Origin of the sequence: Streptomyces sp. S07_1.15 (genome assembly GCF_020739505.1) — a bacterium.
Taxonomy (GTDB): Bacteria; Actinomycetota; Actinomycetes; order Streptomycetales; family Streptomycetaceae; genus Streptomyces; species Streptomyces xinghaiensis.
On the sequence record NZ_JAJBZK010000001.1, the window covers coordinates 5,369,679 to 5,387,031 of the forward strand.

Sequence of the window (17,353 nt, forward strand, 5' to 3'; positions counted from 1 at the left end):
GACTCCGGAGGCCCGGACTCGGAACGGCCGGACAGCCGCAGGGCCCCCAACGCGCCCGACACTTGGCAGAGCAGGCCGGCCATCGGCGGGTTTGAGCCGGGCCGTCCCGGCCAGGCGTCCTCCCGGTGGGCCGGGGCAGGTCGAAGCTCTGGGAGGCAGCGGCGCGACGGGTGCTGCCGCCCCCAGACTGGCCAGGTGACCGCAGTGTTCGACTATGAGGACATGCACCACTTGGTGGACCGGCTCACGCCGCACCAGGTACGTCGCCTGCGCCTGCTCGTCACCCGGGACGAGGAACTCGCCCAGGCCGCCGAAGCACTCCCATCGCGTCCCACTGAGGAACAGGCTGTCCCTGCAGGATCGCTGGCGCTGATCGGGGCGGTCAACGGGCCGGAGGACCTGGCCGAGCGGCACGACGACTACATCCGCGAGCGGATGCGCGAGCGGTTCGGCGACCAGGCGTGAACGCGATCGTCCTCGACACCGGCCCTCTCCCCGCTGCCCTGAACGCCGGCGACCGCCGCCACGCGGAGTGTGCGTCTCTGCTGGTCTCGACGACCGGCCGCCGCCTGCTCCCAGCCCTGTGCTGACCGAGGTGTGCTGGCTGCTGGAACGCTGGCCCAAGCTGGAAGCCGCCTTCCTCTCCGAGGTCGCCAAGGGCACCTTCGAACTGGTCCACCTCACCCCTGCCGACCTGGAGCGGATGGGTGAGCTCGTCCTGCAGTACGCGGATTTCCCTCTCGGCGGCGTCGACGCCTCGGTGATCGCCGTAGCCGAACGCTTCGGGGTGGAACGGATCGCGACCCTCGACCACAGACACTTCAGCGTCGTCCGCCCCCAGCACACCCCGGCTGGGACCTATGGATTGCCGCTGAACTGCAAAAACGCAGTGAGAAGAGGCCGCCCGCCACACGTACCACGTGCTGGCCGGGGACGCTCCGTCACTCCACGCTCGCGCCGACCCGTCAGGCCTCCACGCCCAGCATCCGCCGCAGGAGGTCGCGGAGGAGGGTGCGCTGCTCCGCCGACAGGGCGGCCAGCGGCTCGCGGGCGAAGTCGAGGGAGTCGCGGAGGCGGCGGGCGGTGGCGCGGCCCTCGGCGGTGGTGGCGGCCAGTTTGACGCGGCGGTCGTCCGGGTCGGGGCGGCGTTCGACGAGGCCGCGGGCCTCCAGCCGGTCGACGATGCCGGTGACGTTGGACGGCTCGCACTTCAGCCGCTGCGCGATCCGCCGCATCGGGAGCGGTTCCAGGGAGAGCAGGCCGAGCAGCCGGGCCTGGGCGCCGGTGAGGTGGTGCTCGGCCGCGGCGTCCTCGTACTCCTCGTGGTAGCGGGCCACGACGGCGGCGATGAGCTCGACGACCTCGAGGGTCAGGGGGTCCGTGCTGCGTGAGGCCATGCATCCAGAGTAACGATTTACTTGACAATCTGAAATATTGGGCAGCATGGTTGTTTCAGGTAGTGAAGTATCTGGCCGTCGCTGGCTTGCAGCGCGGCCCTGAGGAGGAGTGACCCATGCCGGAACAGCCCGCCCCGTCCGGACTGCCGCGAGCCGGCCGCGCCTGGCATCTGGTGGCCCGGCCGCACGGCGCGCCGGTCCCGGAGGACTTCGCGCTGCGGGAGATCCCCGTCACGGAGCCCGGCCCCGGCCGGATCCTGGTCCGGAATCTGCATCTGTCGGTCGACCCCTACATGCGCGGCCGGATGAACGACGTCAAGTCGTACGTCCCGCCCTTCCAGCTGGACGCGCCCATGGACGGCGGCGCCGTCGGCGAGGTCGTCGCCTCGGAGGCCGAGGGCTTCGCGGTGGGCGACCATGTGCTGCACGGGCTGGGCTGGCGCGAGTACGCCGTCGTGAAGGCCGAGCACGCCACCAAGGTGGACCCGGCCGTCGCCCCGCTCACCGCCTATCTCGGCGTGCTCGGCATGCCCGGCCTCACCGCCTACGCCGGGCTGCTGGAGGTCGCCTCCTTCCAGGAGGGCGACGCGGTCTTCGTCTCCGGCGCGGCCGGTGCCGTCGGCAGCCTGGTCGGCCAGATCGCCCGGCTCAAGGGAGCCTCCCGCGTCATCGGCAGCGCCGGCTCGGACGAGAAGGTGCGGGCCCTCACCGAGGAGTACGGCTTCGACGCCGCGTTCAACTACAAGAACGGCCCGGTGGGGGAGCAGCTGAAGGAGGCGGCGCCGGACGGCATCGACGTCTACTTCGACAACGTCGGCGGCGAGCACCTGGAGGCGGCGATCAGCTCCCTCACGGTGCACGGCCGTATCGCAGTCTGCGGAATGATCTCCCAGTACAACGCCACCGAGCCGTCGCCGGCTCCGCGCAATCTCGCCCAGGTCATCGGCAAGCGGCTCCGCATCCAGGGGATGCTCGTCAGCGACCACCAGGCGCTGCAGCCGCGGTTCGTCGAGGAGGTCGGCGGCTGGATCCGGTCCGGCGACCTCCACCACCCCGAGACCGTCGTGCACGGCATCGACCATGCCGTCGACGCCTTCCTGGGCATGCTGCGCGGCGAGAACACCGGAAAGATGATCGTCAGCCTCGACGGCTGATGCCCTTCCCTCTGCCCCGCGCCACCCCCACGCACCACCCCCGCGTACCGCCGTCTGCTCGGCGCCGGCCGGGTTCGCAGCGCCCGGCGGAGATGCCCGGTGCGCGGAAGCACAGTCCTGACGCAAGTTCAAGAGCGCACACGTCGTGCGCACCACAGGAGGATTCACATGTCCGTCCAGACCGTCGACGTTCTGTACACCGCGATAGCCACCGCCGAGGGAGGGCGTGACGGCCGGGTCGCCACCGACGACGGCAAGCTCGACGTGGTCGTCAACCCGCCCAAGGAGCTGGGCGGGAGCGGTGCGGGCACCAACCCCGAGCAGCTCTTCGCCGCCGGGTTCAGCGCCTGCTTCCAGAGCGCGCTGGGTGTGGTCGCCCGGCAGCGGAAGGCCGACATCACCGGCTCGCGCGTGACGGCGAAGGTCGGCATCGGAAAGGCCGGGGCCGGTTTCGGCCTGGAGGTCGAACTGGTCGTCTCCATTCCGGGCGCGGACGAGGCGACGGTCCGCGAACTGACCGAGGCCGCACACCAGATCTGCCCGTACTCCAACGCCACCCGCGGCAACATCAAGGTCGGCCTGACGGTCGCCTGACCTCCGCCGCACCGTTGCCCCGCACCGGCCCCGCCCCGAATCCACGGGCGGGGCTTGTGCCGTCCGGGGCCCCGATAGGCTGCCGTCATGCGTGATCTCGGGGTGGGTTTCGGTTACTTGGCCAAGGGCCAGCGGTGGGTGAGCCGGCGCGGCAGCCGGATGAAGACGGGGCTGCTGCTGCCGCCGCTCATCACCCTGGCGCTGTATGTGGCGGCGCTGGTCGTCCTCGGCTTCTGGGCCGACGACATCACCGCCTGGGCCACGCCGTTCGCCGACGACTGGGACTCGCCCTGGCAGGGCCTCCTCCGCACCACCCTCACCGCGCTGCTCTTCGTCGGCGGGCTGTTCTTCGCGGTGGTGACGTTCGCCGCGGTGACCCTCCTCGTCGGGCAGCCGTTCTACGAAGCCCTGGCCGAGCAGGTGGACGAGTCCGAGGGCGGCGCCCCCGCCGGACCCGAACTGCCGCTCTGGCGCGAGCTGGTGATCTCGGCGCGGGACAGTCTGCGGGTGCTCTTCTGGGTCGCCCTCTTCGGGCTGTCCCTGTTCGTGCTGGGGTTCGTGCCCGTCATCGGGCAGACCGTCGTGCCCGTGGCCGGTGTCTGCGTCTCGGGGTTCTTCCTCACCGTCGAGCTGGCCGGAGTGGCGCTCGCGCGCCGCGGCCTCCCGATCAAGGAGCGGTTCCGGCTCCTGCGCGGCCGGATGATGCTCACCCTCGGCTTCGGTGTGCCGCTGGCGCTGGCCTTCCTCGTCCCGGTCGTCGCCGTCTTCCTGATGCCGGGCGCGGTGGCGGGGGCGACCCTCCTCGCCCGCGACCTGCTGCCGCCCGAGGAGGAGCCGCCGGGCCCCGGGACCGGCGAGCCGGCCACGCCGGACCCGGCCCGGCCCGTACCCCCGGCCTGGCCCCCGGCGCCGTCGGCGGGCTGACCTTCTTGCGGAGCAAGTCCGCCTCCGTGACGGCACGGAACCGGCTACGGAACTGACGGCGCGCAACGGCCGTCGGCACGCGTGAACACCGCGGGCCGCACCCCATCTCCCGGGCGTGCGGCCCGCGTTGGCGTGTCGGCGGCTTTGCCGTTTCTCTGCGCGAAGCGTTGACGGGGCATTCTTTCGAATCTATCTTGCCGTTCGAAGTTACGGGCGCCATTCGAAATGTCGAACGGTGTCAGCCCTCCCGCACGCCATGAGCATCCCGAAGACGTAGGGATACCCGCCGTCATGCAGCAGAGTTCACGAACTTCACGGAGCCGCAGAAGCGTGCTCACCGGTCTCGGCGCCCTCGCCGCCGCCGGCACCCTGGGAACCGTCTCCTCCGGCTGTGCGGCTCCCTCGGCCGCCGGCGCGGACCGCACCCGCCTGCGTTTCTGGCATCTGTTCGGCGGCGGTGACGGCGTCAACATGCAGACGCTGCTCGACGCCTTCCGCGCCGAGCACCCCGATATCGGCCTGGAGGCCGCCACCCTCCAGTGGGGCGCGCCGTACTACACCAAACTCGGTATGGCCGGTGCCGGCGGACGCGCCCCGGAGGTGGCCGCCCTCCACCTCACCCGCCTCCCCGGCTTCGCCCCCGGCCGGCTCCTCGACCCCTTCGACCTCGGCCTCCTCGCCGAACACGGCGTCCGCCCGCAGGACTTCCCCGAGGACATCTGGCGCCGGGGTTCCGTGGACGGCGAGCAGTACGCCGTCCCGCTCGACACCCACCCCCTGGTCCTCTTCTACAACACCGAGATCTGCAAGAAGACCGGTCTCCTCGGTGACGACGGGAAGCTCGAACCCATCAAGGGCGCCGGGGAGTTCACCGAGGCCCTGCGCACCGTCAAGAAGACCACCGGCCGTCCCGCCCTCGCCATGGAGACCATGGGTGCCGACACTGTCGGCCCCTGGCGGCTCTTCGCCGCCTTCTACTCCCAGACCGGCGGCACCGTCCTCGACGACACCGGCACCCGCATCACCATCGACGACGCCAAGGCCCTGCGGGTCCTGGAATGGATGCGCTCCCTCGTCGACGAGGGGCTGGCCATCCACCGGGTCGACTACCAGGGCGGCGTCGGCGCCTTCAACACCCAGCGGACCGCCTTCCTCATCAACGGGGAGTGGGAGGTCAGCACCTTCCTCACCACGAAGATCCCCTTCTCCATGACCAGGATCCCCGACCTCTTCGGCCGGGCCTCCACCTTCGCCGACTGCCACACCTTCGTCCTTCCGCACCAGGCCGGCCGCGGCGGCGCGAGCAACGAGGCCGCCCACGCCTTCGTCGCCTGGCTGCTCAAGCACACCGTGGAATGGGCCAAGGGCGGCCACGTCCCCGCCTATCTGCCCACCCTGAAGAAACCCGAGTACCTGGAGCTCACCCCGCAGTCCGAGTACCGCTCCGTCCTGGACGACGTGGCGCTCGACCCGCCCGCCTGGTTCGCCGGCTCCGCCTCCTCCATGCAGATCGAACTCGGCGCCGTCTTCTCCGGTGTGCTCACCGGCTCCCGCAGCCCCCGCAACGGCCTCGCCGAGGCGAAGAGACGGCTGCGGAAACTCCTCGACACCCCGAACCCCTTCGGAGGCGCGGCATGACCACCACCTCCGCCGTACCGCCCGCCGCGCCCGCCGCCGAGGCCCGGGCCGGGACCACGGGCCCCGTGCGGTCCGTCCGCCACAGGTGGACCGAGCACGGACTGCTCTTCACTGCCCCGTTCCTCCTCGTCTACGCCCTCTTCCTGGTGTGGCCGCTGCTCTACGGCGTCAAGATGAGCCTCGGCGACGACAACATCGCCGGCACCGAGTCGGAGTTCATCGGGCTGGACAACTACGCCGAGGCGCTGACGGACCCGAACGTCTGGTCCTCCCTCTGGAACACCCTCTGGTTCACCGTCCTCAGCACCGTCCCGCTGGTCGTACTGGGCCTGGTTCTCGCGCTGCTGGCCCACCATCTGCGGGTGGTGCAGTGGCTGTGGCGGCTCTCCTGGTTCGCGCCGTTCCTGCTGCCCTCGGGCGTCGTCTGCCTGCTGTGGCTGTGGATGATCTACCCGTCCGACTTCGGCCTGGCCGACCTGCTGCTGGGCGCCGCCGGGCTCGACCCGGACATCGGCTGGCTCGGCGACACCCGCTACGCGATGCTCTCCATCGTCCTCACCACCGTGTGGTGGACCGTCGGCTTCAACTTCCTGCTCTACCTCGCCGGACTGCAGTCCATCCCGCAGCACCTCTACGAGGCCGCCGAGATCGACGGCGCCGGGCCCTGGCACCGGCTGTGGCACATCACCCTGCCGAGCCTGCGCCGCACCACCTTCGTCGTGCTGGTGCTCCAGCTGCTGGCCTCGCTCAAGATCTTCGACCAGGTCTACATCATGACCGGCGGCGGCCCCGACGAGTCCACCCGGCCGATCCTCCAGTACGTCTACCAGGCTGGCTTCACCGGCTACCGGATCGGCTACGCCTCCGCCGTCTCCTACGTGTTCTTCGCCCTGATCGTCGTCGTCTCGCTGGTCCAGCTGCGGCTGTCCCGGCGCGCCAGTGAGGAGAATGACCGGTGAGCGCAACCGCCGTGGACGGCACCACCGTGGCCGGTGCTCCGGTTCCGGGCGCCGCCGCCGGGCCCGGGACCGGCGGGGGCCGCACGCCCCGCTGGACGCGGGGCCGGATCGCCCTGCTCGCCCTGGCCCTGCTGCTGGCCGTCGCCTGGCTGCTGCCGCTCGCCTGGGCCGTGGCCACCTCCCTCAAACCGGCGAGCGAGACGACGAAGACCACACTGGAGTGGGTGGGCTCCACCATCACCTTCGACGCCTACGGCGAGGTGTGGGCGTCCGGCGACCTGGCCCGCTGGATGTTCAACTCCGCCTACATCGCGGTGATGACGACGCTCCTGACGGTCACCACCTGCGCGATGGCCGCCTACGGCTTCGCCCGCACCGAGTTCCGCGGCCGCCGCGTCCTCTACGGGATCGTGCTCGCCGGGATCATGGTGCCGCCGCAGGTGCTGATCGCCCCGCTCTTCGCCGAGATGGTGCGGCTGCGGCTCGTCGACACCTACTGGGGCGTGATCCTGCCGCAGGTCGCCGTGCCCGCCATGGTCTTCATCCTGGTGAAGTTCTTCCAGGGCGTGCCGCGCGAGCTGGAGGAGGCCGCCTTCTGCGACGGCGCCGGGCGCTGGCGGGTGTTCTGGCAGATCGTGCTGCCGCTCTCCCGGCCCGTGCTCGCCGCCGTCGCGATCTTCACCTTCATCTCCACCTGGAACAACTTCCTCTGGCCGTTCCTGGTGACCACCGACCCGGCCGGGATGACGCTGCCCGTCGGGCTCGTCAACGTCCAGTCCACCTACGGCGTGCGCTACGCCCAGGTGATGGCCTCCCTCGTCATCGCCGGGCTGCCGCTGCTCGTCGTCTTCGCGATCTTCCAGCGCCAGATCGTCCGCGGTGTCGCCCATACGGGTCTCGCCGGCCAGTAGCCCAGGTCCGGCCCGGGGCACCGGCACCCGCCCGGAGCCCCGGCCGGACCGCCCACGCGCAACGCAACGCACCCCGTACGCGCCGCGCACCGCGCACCGCGCGCCGCGCAGCCGCGTACGACCCGCCCTCCCGTACCCCCACGCCCCGCAACGGAAGGACACCCCCATGCGTCGCCGACGCGCTCTGCTCACCGCCCTGCCCGCGGCCCTGCTGCTCGCCCTGCTGCCGTCCGGCGCCACCGCCTACCCCAACCCGGGGCTGGTCACCGGCGATGTCGTCGTCCACGACCCGACGATGGTCAAGACCACCGACGGCCGCTACGTCCTCTACTCCACCCACGGCGGCCTGGAGGCCCGCACCTCCACCGACCGCACGCACTTCACCCGCGCCGGATCGGCCTTCACCAGCCCGCCGTCCTGGTGGTCGGAGTACTCCCCGGAGCGGGACCCCTGGGCGCCCGACATCTCGTACCACGACGGCGCCTACTGGATGTACTACGCCGTCTCCTCCTTCGGCTCCAACCACTCGGCCATCGGGCTGGCCAAGAGCTCCACCGGCCTGCCCGGCAGCTGGAGCGACCGCGGCATCGTGTACCGCACGAGCACGAGCGACAACCACAACGCCATCGACCCGAACCTCTTCGTGGACGACGACGGCACCTGGTGGCTGAGCTTCGGCTCCTACTGGACCGGGATCAAGATGATCCGCCTCGACCCCGCCACCGGTAACCGGCACAGCGACCGCACCGTGCACAGCCTCGCCACCCGGCCCGACGCGCCGCACGCCGTGGAGGCCCCGCAGATCGTCAAACGGGACGGGTCCTACTACCTCTTCGCCTCGTACGACCGGTGCTGCGCCGGCACCGACTCCAGCTACAAGATCAAGGCGGGCCGGGCGAGCAGCCCGACCGGCCCCTACACCGACCGGAACGGTGTACGGATGATGGACGGGGGCGGCACCCCGGTACTGGAGACCCACGGGCGGTACATCGGGCCCGGCGGGCAGTCCGTCCTGAAGGACAGCGACGGGCATGTGCTCGTCTACCACTACTACGACCGCGACGACAACGGCACACCCAAGCTCGGCATCAACCTGCTGGGCTGGAGCGGCGGCTGGCCCACCGCGTACTGACCCCCGGCCGGGCCCGGCGCCCCGGGCCCGGCCTCTCCGTACCGCCCCACCGCCCCACCGCACCGCCGTATCCCCGTCCCCGTCCCCTCGTCCCCGTACCGAAAGGCCTCCATGACCGCCCGCACCGCCCGCATCACCCTGGACCCCGCCTTCGCCGTCGGCGACGTCAACCCCCGCCTCTTCGGCTCCTTCGTCGAGCACTTGGGCCGCTGCGTCTACACGGGCGTGTACGAACCCGGCCACCCGGCCGCCGACGAGGCGGGGCTCCGCACCGACGTCCTCGAACTGGTCCGCGAACTCGGCGTCACCGCCATCCGCTACCCCGGCGGCAACTTCGTCTCCGGCTACAAGTGGGAGGACGGCACCGGCCCCGTGGAGGACCGGCCGCGCCGTCTCGACCTCGCCTGGCGGTCCACCGAGACCAACCGCTTCGGCCTCGCCGAGTACATGGACTTCGTCGCGAAGGCCGGCGGCGAGCCGATGATGGCCGTCAACCTCGGCACCCGCGGCGTCGCCGAGGCGCTCGAACTCCAGGAGTACGCCAACCACCCCGGCGGCACCGAGCTCTCCGAGCGCCGCATCGCGCACGGGGCGAAGGACCCGTACGGCATCCGCCTCTGGTGCCTGGGCAACGAGATGGACGGGCCCTGGCAGACCGGCCACAAGACGGCCGAGGAGTACGGCCGGCTGGCCGCCGAGACCGCCCGCGCCATGCGGCAGATCGACCCGGACGTGGAACTGGTCGCCTGCGGCAGCTCCGGCCAGTACATGCCGACGTTCGCCGCCTGGGAGGCCACCGTCCTGGCGGAGTGCTACGACCTCGTCGACCACATCTCCCTGCACGCCTACTACGAGGAGAAGGACGGCGACCGTGACTCCTTCCTCGCCTCCGCCGTCGACATGGAGTCCTTCATCGAGAACGTGATCGCCACCTGCGACCACGTCGGTGCCCGGCTCAAGTCGAAGAAGCGGATCAACCTCTCGTTCGACGAGTGGAACGTCTGGTACCTCTCCCGCTTCCAGGAGGAGGCCGAGCGCAACCCCGGCCAGTGGGAGGAGGCGCCGCGGCTGCTGGAGGACAACTACAGCGTCACCGACGCCGTCGTCTTCGGCTCGCTGCTGATCGCGCTGCTCCGGCACGCCGACCGGGTGACCGTCGCCTGCCTCGCCCAGCTCGTCAACGTCATCGCCCCGATCCTCACCGAACCCGGCGGCCCCGCCTGGCGGCAGACCACCTTCTTCCCCTTCGCGCAGGCGTCGCGGTACGGACGCGGCCGGGTCCTGACGGTCAACCCGGCCGGACCCGTGCAGAAGACCGCGCGCTACGGAGAGGTGCCGCTGCTGCACGCCACGGCGGTACAGGACGAGGAGACCGGCGCGGTCACCCTCTTCGCCGTCAACCGCAGCCAGACCGAACCGCTGCCCCTGGAGGCCGCGCTGCACGGCCTGTCCGTCGGACGGGTCGCCGAGCACAGCGTGCTGGCCGACCCCGACCCGGAGGCCCGCAACACCCTCGCCGAACCGGAACGCGTCACCCCGCACGCGGCGGCGGAGGGCACCGAACTGGCGGACGGCGTGCTGCGCACGGTGCTGGAACCCCTGTCCTGGAACGTCATCCGCCTCGTCTGACGGGACGGAGCGCCCGGCCCGGACAGGCCCGGCCCGCCCGCTCCGGCTCCGCCCCCACACGTGCCCAACGGCTGTACGCCGAACAGCCGTTGGGCACTCCCTCCGGTACGGGCCCGCACCCACCGGGCCGCACGACCCCCACCCCGTACCGCTCCGCTCCACCGGCCCACCGGCACACCGCACCACCGGACGGACCCGCCCCACCCCGGCCGCGTACACCCTCGTCAACCGCAACAGCGGCAAGTGCCTGGACGTGGAGGACGGTTCCACGGCCGACGGCGCGAACGTCCGCCAGTGGACGTGCAACGGCGCGGACGCCCAGCGCTGGCGGATCGAGGACCTCGGCGACGACACCAGCCGCCTGGTCGGCGTGGCCGGCGGCAAGGTCCTGGACACCGCCGACTGCTCCGCGGAAGACGGCGCCGCTCTGCGCCAGTGGTCCTGGCTGGACAACGCCTGCCAGCGCTTCCGCCTCGCCGTCACGGACAGCGGCGGCTGGGTCCGCCTGATGAACGCGGCGAGCGGCAAGGTCGCGGACGTGGCGGACTGCTCCACGGCCGACGGGGCCGACGTCCGCCAGTGGACGTGGCTGGACAACGCCTGCCAGCAGTGGCAGCTGAAACCGGTGTCCTGACGGCCGGCCGGCCACCGGCGTGGCGCCCGCGCACCGCCGCGGGTGCCACGCCTCCTACATTCCGTGACGCGATTCACACGACCAGTAGCCGCACAGCGGTTGCGCTGTTCACCGCGCAGGGGAGACAAGAAGCATGGAGCCCCACACCTACGCCCTGTGCTGTCCCCCGCAGATCACCGTCCCGAAGATCGCCCGCGACTTCGTGACGAGCGTCCTGCGCTCCCTGGACCTGCGGCACATCACCGACAGCGCGGCTCTGTGCACCTCCGAACTGGTCACCAACTCCTATGTGCACACCAACAGGGGCGGGGACTCCGGCTCCGGCATCGGCTCCCTGCTGTGGCTGGTGATCGAGCCGACCCTCGTACGGATCAGCGTCTACGACGCCAACCCGTCCGCCCCCGCCCCGCGCAGCGCCCGGGACGACGACGAGGGGGGCCGAGGCCTCGCCCTGGTCGCCGCCCTCGCCGACGCCTGGGGCCACGTACGGGGAGGCCCGCCCGGCCTCACCGCACGCCAGGGCAAGGGCGTCTGGTGCGAACTGGGCACCCTCCGGGCGTAGCCGGCGAACCCGGTGCGGCGGCGCGCGGGCGGGCGCGTCGGCCGGTCGTGCACCGGATCAGCTCCTCATGCCCTCAGGGCCGGGCCGTCGAACTCCCCGTTCTTCACACCGCTGAGCAGCGAGCCCAATGCGGTGGGGGAGACGGTCAGGACGGTGCCGGGGGCCTCGCTCTCGCGGAGGGCGACGGCGGCGGGGCCGGCGGCGGCGAGTTCGACGCACTCGCCCTCCTCCTGGGAGTAGGACGACTTCTGCCAGATGGTCTTCTCGGCCAACGGATGACCCTTCACAGCTCTCGGACGACCGACTGGAGGAAGGAACGCGACTCGGTCTCCCCGAGCGCCGCCGCCTGCATGGCATCGAAGAGCGTCCGGTACTTCCGCAGTTGCGGCTCGGTGTGGAGCAGCCCCATGCCGTGCGCGGCGTCGACCTGCACGCTGTCGAGCTGCGGTACGGGCCCGCAGGCGTAGAGCATCGCGTGCCCGGACCCGATGTGCGCCTCGGAGGCGAAGGGGATCACGCGGAGGCTGATGTACGGCTGCTCGCTCAGGCTCTGCAGGGCCTTCAGCTGTTCGCGCACCACCGCGCGGCCGCCGAAACGCATGCGCAGCGCGGCCTCGTGGATGACCACCTCGTAGGGGGACGTGCGGTGCCGGCTCAGGACGGACTGCCGCTCCATGCGGTGCGAGACGCGGGCCTCCAGCTCCGTCTTGGGCAGCGGGGGCAGGGCGGCGCCGAAGATGGTGCGGGCGTACGCCTCGGTCTGTAACAGGCCGGGGATGTGGGTGATCTGGATGGTGCGGAGCCGGGTCGCGTGGTGCTCCAGCTCGGAGAGATCCAGCAGCGGGGCGGGCAGCACGCCCCGGTACGCCTCCCACCAGCCCTGGCCGCGCTGTTCGTAGGTGATGGCCACGAGGGCGTCGATCAGCGCGCTGTCGCCGCAGGAGTAGAACGTCGCGAGCCGCCGCAGGCGCTCCTCGCTGACCCCGAGCCGTCCCGCCTCGATATGGCTGACCTTGGCGGGGTCCACCCCCAGGAGTTTCGCGGTGTCGCGGGCGGTGACCCCCGCGGCCTCGCGCATCCTCCGCAACTCGGCACCCAGTCGCTCCTGACGAGCTGTCGGCGCGCTTCTCAGCGACATGGCGTCCCCTCGTGGCTCGTGTGTCGCATGTGACGCAACACCTTTTCATGAACCGGGGGAGGCGAGGGACGTGGAGGGACCAGGTTGCAGGGGTGCCATGTTGCCCCGGCGGCGGTGCCGGGGAGGCAGCCGCTCTGCCATGGTGCTCCGGGGGTGCTGCTGCCCAGCGTGGCGGAGGGCGTGGTCGGTGGTGACCGGCAGCAGCGGTTCCCGGCTTCACGGGAACACCGCCCCCGGCGGGGGTTACCGCCCCGGCTTCCCCCGGGGCCATGCCACACGGTGAGCATCCTCAACCGCAACCCTTACAGGGGGGAGCCACCCAAGCCCTTGGGGAGCCGGAGGCCGAAATCGTCAGGGAACGTCGTGGATATTGTGTTCGGCCATGTCAGAAGCGTGCCGCGTGATGACGCGGTAGTCGGCGTCGTCATGCAGCACCACCAGCCCGTGATGAGCCGCAGTCGCCGCGATCATGAGATCTACAGCCGAGGCACTGCGGTGCTCACCGGCTTGGGCCATGCGGTGCTGCACCGCGCCGATCCAGCGTCCCGCGTTCTTCGGTACCGACACGTCCGGGTAGAGATCCGCGAACATCTCGGCGATCTCGCCGTACTCGCGACCGTTCCGGGCGCTGTACAGAAACTCGGTGCGCTGTGGAAAGCAGGAGGCCATGGCTCCGGCGTCGACCGCGTCGTACCACGCGGACTGCAGTTTCGGCTCCCGGAGCAACCGGACGAGTGCCGACGTGTCGAGCAGGTACATCACCGGGTGCGCTTCTCCGCCTCGTGCAGAGCCTCGGCGTCCTCCACAGCTCCCCACTCCCGCGCCCGCTCGAAGTGGCGACTGATACGGGCCGCCCGCTCCTGCTGCTCGGCGTAGAAGTGGAGCGCGACGTTCACTGCTTCCTTCTTCGTCCTTGCCTTCGAGAGGGCCATGGCCCGTCGCAGAGCGTCGTCATCAATATCGATTTGCGTAACGGACACACCGCACCTCCGTCCAATGTTGGTGATGTACATAGAAGTGTACATGAGCAACATTCCGACCGCGAGCAGAGCGACTGCGTGCCACGCCTGCCTCTGCACACAGCAAGCCTGCTCTCGCCGACGCGGGGTGTTCACGGCTGGTGCTGTCCGAAGGGGATGGGGCGCTCCGTCAGCCAGAAGGGACGAGTAGGTCACCGTGATCCTCGCCTGACGGCACGAGCTGGCCCTACGGCCGCAGGAAACCGATTGCTGGCTTCCAGGTAAGCCAACGGCCAGGCCTTTGACGAATACCACGATGGCCTGCGCCGGGTGATGGCGAGGACCAATCGCTACCGTCCTGCCGCAGGCCAGGCGTACCGTTTCGGGTGTCGAGTTCAGAACGGAGTCAGTATGCGGCACCCCGCTGACGACCACACCGGCGCTCGCATCGCCGACTACCGCAAATTGCGTCACCTCACCCAAGAGGCGTTGGCTCAGAGGGCGTACCTCTCCCGCAGTTGCATCGCCAAGGTTGAACGGGGACTTGCGCCGGCCACTCCTGCTGTCGTGGCGGCCGTGGCCCGCGTGCTCCAGGTTGACGTCGCTGTCCTCAACGGCCAGCCGTACACCTCCGAAATGCAGCAGGATCACTTGGACTTGATGATCGCGCCGCTGTCCGACGCGTTGGATCTCTACGACCTCGGGCCCGACCCGGACATCACACCTCGCTCTGTCGCCGACATCGAGCTGGACGTCCGCGTCTTGTGTGAGAAAGCCTGTGCCACCGAGTACAGCGGTGTGGGGCAGCAACTCCCCGGCCTGCTTGGCGAGCTCACCACAGCCATCAGCCTTCTGCCCGAAGGCGAGGAACGGCGGCGCACCGCCGCAGCGTTGTCCTGGTGCTACTGGGTGGCCTACGAATTCGCCTACCGGCTCGGCTACCACCTGCTGGCGTCCATCGCGCTGGAGCGGATGGGGTGGACCGCTGAGCAGGCCCAGGACCCACTGCTCCTCGCGGTCCGTCTCAGCCGCCGCAGTGCCATGCTGCTGCGCCGTGGTGACAGCCGCATGTCGCTGCGCACGCTGGACCGCGCGCACCGACTCGTGGGCCAGCACGACGCCCCTGGCTCCGTGCCGGTCCTCGCGGTCTCCGGGAGTCTGCACTTGGCAGCGGCCATCGCCGCGGCTCAGGCCAAGGACCCGGACACTGTGGCAGGGCACATGGAGTTGGCGCGGCAGGTGGCGAAGGAGATTGGCCGCGACGTGCCCCAGGTGTACTGGGCCGCGTTCGGCGAGACCAACGTCCAGCATTTCGATGTGGCCACGCGGGTGGAACTCGGGCAACTCGGCGACGCGGTAAAGACCGCGCGGTCGCTGCGTTTCCCTGCCGAGCATCCGCGGATGCGGGTGGGCCGGTACTACATCGAGATGGCCCGGGCTTACACCGAGATGGGGCGGGTGGAGGCGGCGCAGCGGGCGCTGCGCCAGGCCCGAACAGTGGCACCGCAGCAGGCCCGCTACCACCCGCTGGTGCGGGAGACGATCGGCGCGCTGGTGCGTCGGCAGCGGCGGGCTGCGGAAGGGCTGACATCACTCGCAGCGTGGGTCGGTATGTGACGGTACGACGGTAGTCAAGAGGCGTTTGTTCCCGTCTCGTGTACAGCGGGATCACTCCAGCTCGGCACTGTTGTGACGTACCGTACGCGTCGCGTCGCATGGAGTTCATCGTGCTGGACAAGCATCCCACCGTTGCGCTGGAGTGGATCCGCCGTGCGGGCGGTAGTCCCGGGCAGGCGGCCGTCGCGTGGCCGGCGGACGAGCTCGTCACGGTCCCGGTGGGTGTCGCCTGGGACGTCGTACGGCTGCCGGCCGCCGAGGGATGGCGGACCGTTCACATCCTGCAGAACCTCGGGGAGGTCGGCCCCGTCCTGCTCGGCCCGAAGGGCGTCGAGGTGATGGTGCCGGTAGGCGCGGTCGATGGCTGGGACCTGCCCGGCGCGCGCGTGCTGGCCCGGGCCGAGCAGGTCGATGTGCCGCACCCGCGCGTGGTCGCGCCGCACACCCGGCACCGGCGCACGTGGATCGTTCCACCAACTGCCGAGCCCGCCGTGCTGACGGACGCCGACGCCCTGTACGGGGCCTACGCGGCGGCACTTGCCACGGGAGGGTCCGCCCGGTGAGGCAGTGCGCACGGTGCGGTGACCTCGGTCGACTGGTGCGGGTCGACGCGCGGGACGGTGCTGTCACCGGGGCCGTTGTGTACGCCTGTCCCGGCCACGTCGCGGAGTTACCGCCGCTCCCCGGAGCGGACCCGATCGGGCTGATCGAGTCGGTGGCGCGGGCCCGCCGGGAACGGGACGCGGCCGGGCGGTGAGGCGGCGGTGAGGCTGCGAATGGTGCGCGTGGCACGAGCTGCTCGCCCCGGACGCCGTGCCCGTCCGGGTCGTCGAGGCGGGGCTCGGTGCGGGCTCCCGGTGGTACGCCTGCCGCCGCTGTGTCACCGATCTGGGCCTGGTCCCGGACCTCCGCCTCGCCCCCACGAGGCGGAGGCCCGGGCCGGGTGGTCAGCGGGCCGAGAAGGAGTGCACCGTCTCCGAGCGGTAGGTGTCGCCCGGGCGGAGGACCGTGGACGGGAACGAGGGCTGGTTCGGGGAGTCCGGGAAGTGCTGGGTCTCCAGGCAGAAGCCGTCGCCCTGGCGGTAGACCCGGCCGGAGGTGCCGGCGTAGGTGGCGTCCAGGAAGTTGCCGGTGTAGAGCTGTACGCCCGGCTCGGTGGTGGCGATCCGCATCGTGCGGCCGGAGCGCGGGTCGGTGACCGTCATCGCGTGGCGCGGGCGGGTGGTGATGCCTTTGTCCAGGACGTAGTTGTGGTCGATGCCCCGCCCGTACAGCACCTGCTCGTGCGCCTCGCGGATGTCGCGGCCGATCGGCTTCGCGCGCCGGAAGTCGAAGGGCGTGCCGGCCACGGGGAGGAGCTTGCCCGTGGGGATGAGCGTGGCGTCCACCGGGGTGATGCGGGACGCGTCGAGCCACAGCTCGTGGTCCATGATCGTGCCGGTGCCCTCGCCGCCGAGGTTGAAGTAGGTGTGGTTGGTGAGGTTGACGACCGTGGGGGCGTCCGTGGTCGCCTCGTAGACGATGCGGAAGTCCCCGCGCGCGGTGAGGATGTAGTCCACCCGCACCGTCAGCTCGCCCGGGTAGCCCATCTCGCCGTCCGGGCTGACCCGGGTGAGCGTCAGGCCGGCGTCGCCGCCCCGGGTGAAGGGCTCGACGTCCCAGACCCGCTTGTCGAAGCCCCGGTCGCCGCCGTGCAGGCTGTTCTCCCCGTCGTTGAGCGGGAGTTGGTAGGTCTTGCCGTCGAGGGTGAAGCGGCCCCGGGCGATGCGGTTGCCGAAGCGGCCGATCAGCGCGCCGAAGAACGGGCTGTTCTCGGTGTACGAGGCGAGGTCCGCGAAGCCGAGGGAGACATTGGCCGTGCGGCCGTGCCGGTCGGGGATCTCCAGGGACTGGACGATGCCGCCGTACGACAGCACCCGCAGCCGCGTGCCGCCGCGGGCGAGGGTCCAGCGGTCGACCCGGGTGCCGTCCGGGAGGCTGCCGAAGCCCTCCCGGGTGGGGCGGCCCCGCCCCGCGGGCCCGGCTTCCCCCGAGTCCGGGGCCGCGGCCCCGCTTCCGACTCCGGCCCGGTCCCGGGCCTGCGCCGCGCCTGGTGTCGTCATGCC

General features: G+C 71.0%; 18 protein-coding genes and 2 pseudogenes. 14 read left to right on the forward strand and 6 right to left on the reverse strand.

Annotation, left to right across the window (positions count from 1 at the left end; genetic code table 11):
* The first annotated feature begins 204 nt into the window (after nt 1-204).
* Nucleotides 205-465 carry a hypothetical protein gene (locus tag LIX60_RS22970; RefSeq protein WP_227960165.1) on the forward strand — a complete coding sequence of 87 codons (261 nt, stop codon included), beginning with the start codon at nt 205-207 and terminating at the stop codon, nt 463-465.
* A gap of 130 nt (nt 466-595) precedes the next feature.
* Nucleotides 596-766: pseudogene (locus LIX60_RS31535) on the forward strand (VapC toxin family PIN domain ribonuclease); the annotation flags it as partial.
* Nucleotides 767-965: 199 nt separating this feature from the next.
* Here LIX60_RS31535 and LIX60_RS22980 read toward each other — a convergent pair.
* Nucleotides 966-1,397, reverse strand: coding sequence for a MarR family winged helix-turn-helix transcriptional regulator (locus LIX60_RS22980; protein WP_227960166.1), 432 nt, complete (start codon nt 1,395-1,397; stop codon nt 966-968).
* A 116-nt stretch (nt 1,398-1,513) separates the two neighbouring features.
* Here LIX60_RS22980 and LIX60_RS22985 point away from each other — a divergent pair, with 116 nt between their 5' ends.
* From LIX60_RS22985 to LIX60_RS23030, 10 genes and pseudogenes are all read left to right on the forward strand, one after another.
* On the forward strand, nt 1,514-2,551 hold the full coding sequence (locus LIX60_RS22985; protein ID WP_227960167.1) for an NADP-dependent oxidoreductase: 1,038 nt from the start codon (nt 1,514-1,516) through the stop codon (nt 2,549-2,551).
* Between the two features lie 168 nt (nt 2,552-2,719).
* Nucleotides 2,720-3,145: an organic hydroperoxide resistance protein gene (locus tag LIX60_RS22990; protein WP_227960168.1), complete on the forward strand. Its 426-nt coding sequence runs from the start codon at nt 2,720-2,722 to the stop codon at nt 3,143-3,145.
* 87 nt (nt 3,146-3,232) lie between these two features.
* Nucleotides 3,233-4,069 (forward strand): EI24 domain-containing protein, encoded by an 837-nt coding sequence (locus tag LIX60_RS22995; protein WP_227960169.1) that lies wholly within the window; start codon nt 3,233-3,235, stop codon nt 4,067-4,069.
* Nucleotides 4,070-4,360: 291 nt separating this feature from the next.
* The gene (locus tag LIX60_RS23000) at nt 4,361-5,707 is read left to right on the forward strand and encodes an extracellular solute-binding protein (protein WP_227960170.1); all 1,347 of its coding nucleotides are present in this window, start codon (nt 4,361-4,363) and stop codon (nt 5,705-5,707) included.
* On the forward strand, nt 5,704-6,666 hold the full coding sequence (locus LIX60_RS23005; protein WP_227960171.1) for a carbohydrate ABC transporter permease: 963 nt from the start codon (nt 5,704-5,706) through the stop codon (nt 6,664-6,666). Before LIX60_RS23000 ends, LIX60_RS23005 begins: the two co-directional genes overlap by 4 nt.
* 11 nt (nt 6,667-6,677) lie before the next feature.
* Nucleotides 6,678-7,577, forward strand: a complete 900-nt coding sequence (locus LIX60_RS23010; RefSeq protein ID WP_374117987.1) for a carbohydrate ABC transporter permease — start codon at nt 6,678-6,680, stop codon at nt 7,575-7,577.
* Between the two features lie 166 nt (nt 7,578-7,743).
* Nucleotides 7,744-8,709, forward strand: coding sequence for an arabinan endo-1,5-alpha-L-arabinosidase (locus tag LIX60_RS23015; RefSeq protein ID WP_227960172.1), 966 nt, complete (start codon nt 7,744-7,746; stop codon nt 8,707-8,709).
* A 111-nt stretch (nt 8,710-8,820) separates the two neighbouring features.
* Nucleotides 8,821-10,338 (forward strand): alpha-N-arabinofuranosidase, encoded by a 1,518-nt coding sequence (locus LIX60_RS23020; RefSeq protein ID WP_227960173.1) that lies wholly within the window; start codon nt 8,821-8,823, stop codon nt 10,336-10,338.
* 142 nt (nt 10,339-10,480) lie between these two features.
* Nucleotides 10,481-10,972: pseudogene (locus LIX60_RS23025) on the forward strand (RICIN domain-containing protein); the annotation flags it as partial.
* A gap of 133 nt (nt 10,973-11,105) precedes the next feature.
* On the forward strand, nt 11,106-11,534 hold the full coding sequence (locus LIX60_RS23030) for an ATP-binding protein (protein WP_210987198.1): 429 nt from the start codon (nt 11,106-11,108) through the stop codon (nt 11,532-11,534).
* A gap of 65 nt (nt 11,535-11,599) precedes the next feature.
* Here the strand turns inward: LIX60_RS23030 and LIX60_RS23035 are convergent, their stop codons facing one another.
* The 4 genes from LIX60_RS23035 to LIX60_RS23050 form a co-directional block, all read right to left on the reverse strand.
* On the reverse strand, nt 11,600-11,806 hold the full coding sequence (locus LIX60_RS23035) for a DUF397 domain-containing protein (protein WP_227960174.1): 207 nt from the start codon (nt 11,804-11,806) through the stop codon (nt 11,600-11,602).
* Nucleotides 11,807-11,817: 11 nt separating this feature from the next.
* Entirely contained in the window at nt 11,818-12,672 is an 855-nt protein-coding gene (locus LIX60_RS23040; RefSeq protein ID WP_227960175.1) for a helix-turn-helix transcriptional regulator, read from the reverse strand.
* Nucleotides 12,673-13,023: 351 nt separating this feature from the next.
* Nucleotides 13,024-13,434, reverse strand: coding sequence for a PIN domain-containing protein (locus LIX60_RS23045; protein ID WP_210987201.1), 411 nt, complete (start codon nt 13,432-13,434; stop codon nt 13,024-13,026).
* Complete coding sequence (locus LIX60_RS23050; RefSeq protein ID WP_210987202.1) at nt 13,431-13,652, reverse strand: type II toxin-antitoxin system VapB family antitoxin; 222 nt, start codon at nt 13,650-13,652, stop codon at nt 13,431-13,433. The genes LIX60_RS23045 and LIX60_RS23050 overlap by 4 nt, the downstream gene beginning before the upstream one ends.
* Before the next feature lie 390 nt (nt 13,653-14,042).
* Here LIX60_RS23050 and LIX60_RS23055 point away from each other — a divergent pair, with 390 nt between their 5' ends.
* Complete coding sequence (locus LIX60_RS23055; RefSeq protein ID WP_227960176.1) at nt 14,043-15,248, forward strand: helix-turn-helix transcriptional regulator; 1,206 nt, start codon at nt 14,043-14,045, stop codon at nt 15,246-15,248.
* A gap of 98 nt (nt 15,249-15,346) precedes the next feature.
* Entirely contained in the window at nt 15,347-15,811 is a 465-nt protein-coding gene (locus tag LIX60_RS23060; protein WP_227960177.1) for a hypothetical protein, read from the forward strand.
* Between the two features lie 384 nt (nt 15,812-16,195).
* On the opposite strand, the gene LIX60_RS23065 is transcribed toward LIX60_RS23060, so the two are convergent.
* Nucleotides 16,196-17,350 carry an aldose epimerase family protein gene (locus LIX60_RS23065; RefSeq protein ID WP_227960178.1) on the reverse strand — a complete coding sequence of 385 codons (1,155 nt, stop codon included), beginning with the start codon at nt 17,348-17,350 and terminating at the stop codon, nt 16,196-16,198.
* Nucleotides 17,351-17,353 lie beyond the last annotated feature (3 nt).

Coding starts and splice junctions, on each gene's coding strand:
- LIX60_RS22980 (WP_227960166.1), bottom strand. CDS start 1,397: ATGGCCTCACGCAGCACGGACCCCCTGACCCTCGAGGTCGTCGAGCTC.
- LIX60_RS22985 (WP_227960167.1), top strand. CDS start 1,514: ATGCCGGAACAGCCCGCCCCGTCCGGACTGCCGCGAGCCGGCCGCGCC.
- LIX60_RS22990 (WP_227960168.1), top strand. CDS start 2,720: ATGTCCGTCCAGACCGTCGACGTTCTGTACACCGCGATAGCCACCGCC.
- LIX60_RS22995 (WP_227960169.1), top strand. CDS start 3,233: ATGCGTGATCTCGGGGTGGGTTTCGGTTACTTGGCCAAGGGCCAGCGG.
- LIX60_RS23000 (WP_227960170.1), top strand. CDS start 4,361: ATGCAGCAGAGTTCACGAACTTCACGGAGCCGCAGAAGCGTGCTCACC.
- LIX60_RS23005 (WP_227960171.1), top strand. CDS start 5,704: ATGACCACCACCTCCGCCGTACCGCCCGCCGCGCCCGCCGCCGAGGCC.
- LIX60_RS23015 (WP_227960172.1), top strand. CDS start 7,744: ATGCGTCGCCGACGCGCTCTGCTCACCGCCCTGCCCGCGGCCCTGCTG.
- LIX60_RS23020 (WP_227960173.1), top strand. CDS start 8,821: ATGACCGCCCGCACCGCCCGCATCACCCTGGACCCCGCCTTCGCCGTC.
- LIX60_RS23030 (WP_210987198.1), top strand. CDS start 11,106: ATGGAGCCCCACACCTACGCCCTGTGCTGTCCCCCGCAGATCACCGTC.
- LIX60_RS23040 (WP_227960175.1), bottom strand. CDS start 12,672: ATGTCGCTGAGAAGCGCGCCGACAGCTCGTCAGGAGCGACTGGGTGCC.
- LIX60_RS23055 (WP_227960176.1), top strand. CDS start 14,043: ATGCGGCACCCCGCTGACGACCACACCGGCGCTCGCATCGCCGACTAC.
- LIX60_RS23060 (WP_227960177.1), top strand. CDS start 15,347: ATGGAGTTCATCGTGCTGGACAAGCATCCCACCGTTGCGCTGGAGTGG.
- LIX60_RS23065 (WP_227960178.1), bottom strand. CDS start 17,350: ATGACGACACCAGGCGCGGCGCAGGCCCGGGACCGGGCCGGAGTCGGA.